The 6,042-nt window shown below is 57.0% G+C and carries 5 protein-coding genes; 1 reads left to right on the top strand and 4 read right to left on the bottom strand.

Annotated features, from left to right (window positions below; genetic code table 11):
* The coding region (locus VEV40_RS19315; RefSeq protein WP_324834702.1) for a LytTR family DNA-binding domain-containing protein at window positions 1-245 on the top strand (245 nt) is incomplete at its 5' end.
* A gap of 673 nt (window positions 246-918) precedes the next feature.
* On the opposite strand, the gene VEV40_RS19310 is transcribed toward VEV40_RS19315, so the two are convergent.
* The 4 genes from VEV40_RS19310 to VEV40_RS19295 are packed head-to-tail and all read right to left on the bottom strand — an operon-like array spanning window position 919 to window position 6,036.
* Complete coding sequence (locus VEV40_RS19310) at window positions 919-3,045, bottom strand: FUSC family protein (RefSeq protein WP_324834700.1); 2,127 nt, start codon at window positions 3,043-3,045, stop codon at window positions 919-921.
* 2 nt (window positions 3,046-3,047) lie between these two features.
* Window positions 3,048-4,283, bottom strand: coding sequence for a biotin/lipoyl-binding protein (locus VEV40_RS19305; RefSeq protein WP_324834698.1), 1,236 nt, complete (start codon window positions 4,281-4,283; stop codon window positions 3,048-3,050).
* Window positions 4,284-4,294: 11 nt separating this feature from the next.
* Entirely contained in the window at window positions 4,295-4,600 is a 306-nt protein-coding gene (locus VEV40_RS19300) for a YtcA family lipoprotein (RefSeq protein WP_324834697.1), read from the bottom strand.
* Window positions 4,597-6,036 (bottom strand): TolC family protein, encoded by a 1,440-nt coding sequence (locus tag VEV40_RS19295; RefSeq protein WP_324834696.1) that lies wholly within the window; start codon window positions 6,034-6,036, stop codon window positions 4,597-4,599. The genes VEV40_RS19300 and VEV40_RS19295 overlap by 4 nt, the downstream gene beginning before the upstream one ends.
* Between the last annotated feature and the right edge of the window lie 6 nt (window positions 6,037-6,042).

Below are 6,042 nucleotides of genomic sequence, written 5' to 3'. Positions count from 1 at the left end.
ATCACTATCTGGTGCACGAATCCCTTTCGTCCATGGCCGATAAGCTCAAGCCCTACGGTTTTATTCGCATCCACCGATCGGTCGTCGTGAATATCTCGGCCGTTGAGGTGATCCGGCCTCTAGCGACGGGGGAATCCAAGCTGCGTGTAAGAGGCGGGAAGGAGTACTTGGTCACGCGTACATACAAACACAACCTCAGAGATCTAGCTCAACTGTGGGTAGGAACGGAATGGCTTTGCGGATAAGCGGAGCGCCCATTTTCTCGGCGCATCACTATGGATCGATGGTCGCGACAAAATAGACCCAATTGCCTAGCGATCCATTCTCTGAAGGATTGGACCCAATAAGTATGCGACGAAGAAGCCGCACGACCATATGAAGGCCGATCCTCAAAGAGTTACCGGCTAACCCTGCTGACTTCTACACACGTCGCTGGTTCGTCTACATCACGGGCCTCTGCGACTTGGCCGTATCGTCGACTTTCTGGACAAGTGCATTTGTCGGATGTTGCCAACAGGGCAATAGCGTTCATCGACCGAGTTGCGCCCGGTTGGTCGCCCACCCGGAAATAACTCAAGAGTAAACACCTGAGACCGAGACGACCGCCGTCTTCCAAGATAGATACCGACTAACACCCTAGCGTCTGGCAATTTCTTTTTTGGAGATGTCGGGATTCTCGTAAGAAGCACCAGGTCACTGCGTTACTTGATGGTGCAATTCTGGTGTCAGTTGCGTTCGCAATTGGGTGCGAGGCGCTGCGAGGCAAGTGAAACGCGATCGATAATTTTCAATAACTTGGGGAGATCTTGCAGGCTGTTGCAACTGTCTGCGAGGGGCGAGGACACATCCTAAGTCTGGTGCGTCTGCCAATTCCGCCACTTTCGCATGGGCCGTACTGCAATTTCATTTTACGCGACATTATTCCGCGGCGAACAGAGGCTGCGCGAGCATCTGTTCGCGCAGACGTTGCAGAATTTTGAGCAACTCATGCGCGATAGAGTGCAGGTTGGCAGGCAGGATGTGGCTTGCAGTTTTGCCCGCCAGGTCTGAGGGCAGCGCTGGAGCCTGGATCCCTGGCGGCATTGGCAGCTTTGATCGTTGAGCATCAAGGTAAGTGGCCATGTCGTTCAGTGTCTGGGCGCATGACTGGTCGAAATCCTGCAGAAGAGCCTCGGCCTGGGCGGACAGTTTTTCTGTCGAGCCGAACACACGGTACTGCAGTAGCGCGAGTTGCAGCAGATACGCCGTCCGCAGGGCGGCCTGCCAGCGGCGGATGCGGTCACGCGCGGCCATATGTTGCACGCGAAGTGCGCCCAATTCAAAGGGCACGGCGTCCGCCTGGGAATTGACAGCAGAAAAATTCGCATAGATTTTGTCGCGAAGGCGGCGCGCTGAGGTAATGGCCTCGGCGTCGTGCGGGCGAATGCTGTAGACGGCCAACTCGGCAAGCAACCGCAGGTTTTTGTTGAAGGCTTTCACCATTTCGTCGGTGGCGCTGGTAGGCTGCAACCGCTCGAAGGCCAGCCACATCATGGCGATTCCCAGCAGCACACCCAAGGTGCGGTCGCGGGCTATAGTAAGCGAGCGCTGGATGGTGAAATCGTTGAGATGAATCAGATAAAAGGCCAGGGCGATTTGCAGTCCGCAGTAGGAGAGACGGGAACTCGATGTTCCCACCCAGGCGGCGACGGTGGAAACGGCAACGAAGAGCAGCGTGAATCCAGTAATGGAATCGATGTTGGGCAGGATGAAAATCTGCGCGCCGAGACCGAAGATGAATCCGCCGATGACCGCTCCTACGACGCGCAGCACTTGTTTCTGCCGTGACGCGCCAATGGTGGAAAGCGCTGTGAGGACGCAGGTGGTCACTGACGTAGCCAGTCCTGGCCATGACAGCGATACATACACGATGTAGCACAGCGTTCCTGCGAGGCAGCCGCTTAAGGCAAAACGCAGGTGGTCAGGATTGGTGAATGCGTCCGGCACCAGGATGCCTTGTTGCGGCTCAGGTTCATAAGCCTGGGCGCGAAAAGCTTCGAGCGACGCCGAGCCTTCGACGACGCGAGGCATGAGGGCGATCATCCCTTCCAACTCGCGCAGCAGGGAATCGTGCGAGGACGTTGCCTCCGTTTCAAGAATAGGCGGCTTCTCGCCGGAGATGAGAAACCGCCGGACTTCGGCAAGTTCAGTTGCCAGTTTTGCCGCGAGCTTGCTGTCAGACGCGGAAACATAGGGAAGTGTATGCGTCATGGCCGCGGCGAAATCAATGGCCCGGCCAGTGAGCGAAATCACAGCCGACATTTGCGCGCGATAAGTGCGTGTATAGCGGGCGCGCGCCAGCAGACGACGCAGCGTGCCCACTCCTATGGTTGCAAACTGGGTGAGCCGGCCCGTGATTTCTTTAGGAATCGGCTTATCGGCGGCATAGCAGGTGAGTAGGTCTTCCAGTGTCTCTAAGCGCGCATTCAATCCAATAAAAATCTGGTCATGTTTCTGGAAGGCATGGAAGACCACCTCGACCACGATGGTGACGGCTGCGGCGATGGCTGGTGAAAGGACCTGCCACAGCGTCTGCTCTATGTTGTGTTCAGCCGGGCCGGGCAGATACCAGACGCCGACGACGCCCGTGCCGATTAACCCGATAATGCCGGCCACGGCGAAGTTCGCCAGCGTGCGAATAAGAAAAAAGATGAGGAAGATGCTGAAGCATTCCCAGAAAAAGTGAGTGATGGGAATGGACGCGAACATCCTGGCGCCGATGGGCACGAAGGCGACGGCCATGATCAGGGCAGCCCCAACTCCGACGACAGATTTTGCTGTGGAGACCAGATTTTCACGAGAGATCACGAACGCAATCAGAGCGCCGGCTGCTCCGCCAGGCACGCGAAAGGTCATGATGAGGAGCATGGTGATCGTGACGGAGATCACAATGCGTGCAACCATGACGCCGCGGCCCGGATAAGGAGTGAGCTCGTTTTTCAGGAACCTCCAGGCCCAGGATGTGAAGCCCTGGTTCGCCGGAGCAGTGAGGGTCGCGGTCGCCATAGCTAGTTTGCTTTTGACGGTGAAGATTCGCCGTGAATGACAACGACTGCCGATTCGCTCAGACGGAATAGATCATTGGGGGCAGCTTCGATACGGACGCGCACGGGAAAGCGCGACGCCAGATGCACCCAGTTGAGCGTGCGCTGCACGTCGGGCAGTCCTTGCGTCAGGCGTCCTACGACATCAGCGTCGGGTGTGACGCCAAAGCCGATACTGTCGACAACTCCATTGAAGCGGATGTTGGGGCGCGACAGAACGTAGACATCTGCTTTCATGCCTGGATGAATGTGGTGCAATTGCGTCTCACGGAAATTGGCTACGGCCCACCAGGTCCGCGTATCAATAAGCGTGAATATCTCTTGCCCTGTATGCGCATAGGCCCCTTCTGAAATGGTGAGGTTGGTAACGCGGCCATTGAAGGGTGCAATGAACTTGCAGTTGTCGAGGTTGTATTGGGCCAGATCGATTGCGGAAGTACGTCCCGTGCGCTGTGCGGTAAGGGGTTCGAGGGTGGTCACGGCGTGCGTTGCCTGTTGCACCTGCTGGTTGCTTTGCTCAAGCTGTGCTTCAGCCTGCTTATATTGCGCCTGCGCCGAATCAAGCCGCGCCTGCGCCAGGGCGAGTTGAGAGCGGGCCTGCGCGGAGGCCTGCTGGCGCGTGGTTTGCAGCGTTTTTGCCTGGTCGATCTGGTCAACGGTGACAAACTGCTTGGCCAGCAGCGGTTCAATACGATGCAGGTTGTTGGTGGCGTATGCCGTTTCGGCATCAGCGCGGTCCACCGCCGCTTTTGCATTGATCACGTCCGCTTTGGCTTCATCGACGGCGGCGGCAGCCCGCGATACGTTGGCCTCGGCGCTTTTGACGCTAGCCTTTGCCACGTCCACCGCGCTGGTTTGTGACGCGATGGTGCGGCCCGTATCGACGATCTGGCCTTCAAGCGAAGCGCGCTGCGATTTTGCCTGCTCGAGAGCATAGGCGTAGGGGCGCTCATCGATGTCGAAGAGCAGGTCGCCTTGCTTCACCAATTGATTGTCGACCACATTCAGTTTGACGATGGGGCCGCTGACGACTGGCGCGACCCCGATAAAGTTGGCAAAGACTTCGGCGTCGTCAGTGCGCGGGTTTTCGCTAACCGTGTGTAGCACCAGCAGGCCCGTAATAGCGGCGAGCAAAATCGAGGCGACGCTGATGATGCGTCCGATGCGGCGGCGATTTTCTTCAGATTCGATGAGCGCCATAGTTTCTCGATTCAACTGAAAATGACGAGCCACAGAACGAAGGAACAAAAAGCCGCTATGCAGGGATAAACAAGGATTGACGGCTGGATATACTTTTCGATTTCAATCCGGGCAAAAAGCCAGTGCGCGCCCCATGCCAGCAGAATGCCCGCGAGAATGCAAAATAGCCAGGCCGGAAAGAACGACCCTAAGATGCTGAAAGTCGGTGCGCGCTCACAACCAACAAGCAAAGCCAGGGTACTCAGCGCCGGCAAGCCTTTAATTTTTTTCTCAGCGAGGGGCACGAGACAGCTTCCTCCCTTTTCGTTCTTCATCATGGACCCGCCTTTGGCGGTACTGCCAGCAGGTCGCCCGTTTTGAACGCCAGAGCGGCAACTTGCAGCAAAAGCTGTGTGCGTGCAGTCACGTCTTCCGAACGCGCCTGCGCCAGCGCCTTTTGCGCGGCGACGACATCCAGGAGGTTACGTACGCCATAACCATATGATTCATGCGCTGCTGAATACGACTGGTCGGCGGCGGCGAGCAAATCCGCAGCGGCCTGCTGCTGGCGCTGTGCTGTTTGCACATTCGAATAAGCTGTCCACACCTCGTTCGCGATCTGATCTCGCAGCGAATTGATTTGCGCCAGCGTCGCTGCCTTTTCAGCATTTGCCTGCGCAATTTCATGCTCGCGGCGCCCGCCGTCAAAGATAGTCCATTGGAGACCCAGAGTTACATTCCATGTTTCAGAGGTGATATAGCCGGGAGGCAGTTGCGCCTGTTGTCCATATTGATGGATCAGACCGCCGTCGCCGTTGAAACTGAGCGTTGGATAGATGCGCGACTTTGCCTGCTTGATAGCTGCGCTGGCTTCTCGCAACTGAGCCAGTTGTGCTTTGAGGTCCGGACGCTGCTCGAAAGCGCGGTCGATGGCCGCATCGACCGATTCAGCCAGTTCACCCGGCATTTTAAGCTCGTTGACGGCCTGCACATGATAAGGCGTCTGCGGAGGCAGCCCCATTGCTGTAGCAAGATCACCGTGTGCAATGTCTTCCGCGCCGACGACTGTTTGCAGGTCATACTGCGCCTGAGCCCGCGCAGCCGTTGCTTCCAGCACGTCGGGTTTAGTGGCAAGACCGTGGGTAAGACGGTCCTGCGCATCTTCCTCGACTGCCTGAGCGTTCTTGAGGCTGGCTTCCGCGGCGTCCATCTGCCCCATTGCATTCAATAAGCGGTAGTAAGCGGAAGTGACCTGGAAGATGATCTTCAGGTGGGTGTTGTTGAAGGACAGGTTGGCCGCCAGCAGATTGGCTTTGGCGGCGTCGATTGCTCCGCCGCGTCCGCCGAAGTCGAAGATCAGATATTCAACGTGGAGTTCCGGCTCAAACGTGCCGTATGTCTGCCGAAAGTAATCTGAATTAAACAGAATCTGTATTCGGGCCGTGTTGCCAATGACCACCGCCGCGAGTGTAGGGAAGAGAGCGCCACGGGCAATTCCCAGAGCAGCAGCGCGCGACTTGGCCTGCTGCCACGCGAGGCGGGTTTCGGGATTGTGCTGCTCCGCGAGATCGACTAGTTCCCCTAACGTGTATGCCTTTGCCGGGTCAAGACTGTATTTGGTATCGGGCAGCGATGAAAGCTGCTTGTTCAGAGACTGTTCTGCAGGGCCATGCCATACTTTATCGGGAGTGGAAGGCGCATTCTGGGCGCTGATACTCAAAGCGCTCAGCAAAAAGACGCAGGCTGCCGCAATCTCTCGAAAACATTTCAGCATGAGGGT

The sequence above is a fragment of the Alloacidobacterium sp. genome (assembly GCF_035631355.1).
GTDB lineage: Bacteria > Acidobacteriota > Terriglobia > Terriglobales > Acidobacteriaceae > Alloacidobacterium.
This window is presented reverse-complemented; position numbering and strand designations above follow the sequence as displayed.

Bases quoted from the DNA above. Each gene is read 5' to 3' on its own strand.
- VEV40_RS19310 (WP_324834700.1), bottom strand. From the start codon at position 3,045: ATGGCGACCGCGACCCTCACTGCTCCGGCGAACCAGGGCTTCACATCC.
- VEV40_RS19305 (WP_324834698.1), bottom strand. From the start codon at position 4,283: ATGGCGCTCATCGAATCTGAAGAAAATCGCCGCCGCATCGGACGCATC.
- VEV40_RS19300 (WP_324834697.1), bottom strand. From the start codon at position 4,600: ATGATGAAGAACGAAAAGGGAGGAAGCTGTCTCGTGCCCCTCGCTGAG.
- VEV40_RS19295 (WP_324834696.1), bottom strand. From the start codon at position 6,036: ATGCTGAAATGTTTTCGAGAGATTGCGGCAGCCTGCGTCTTTTTGCTG.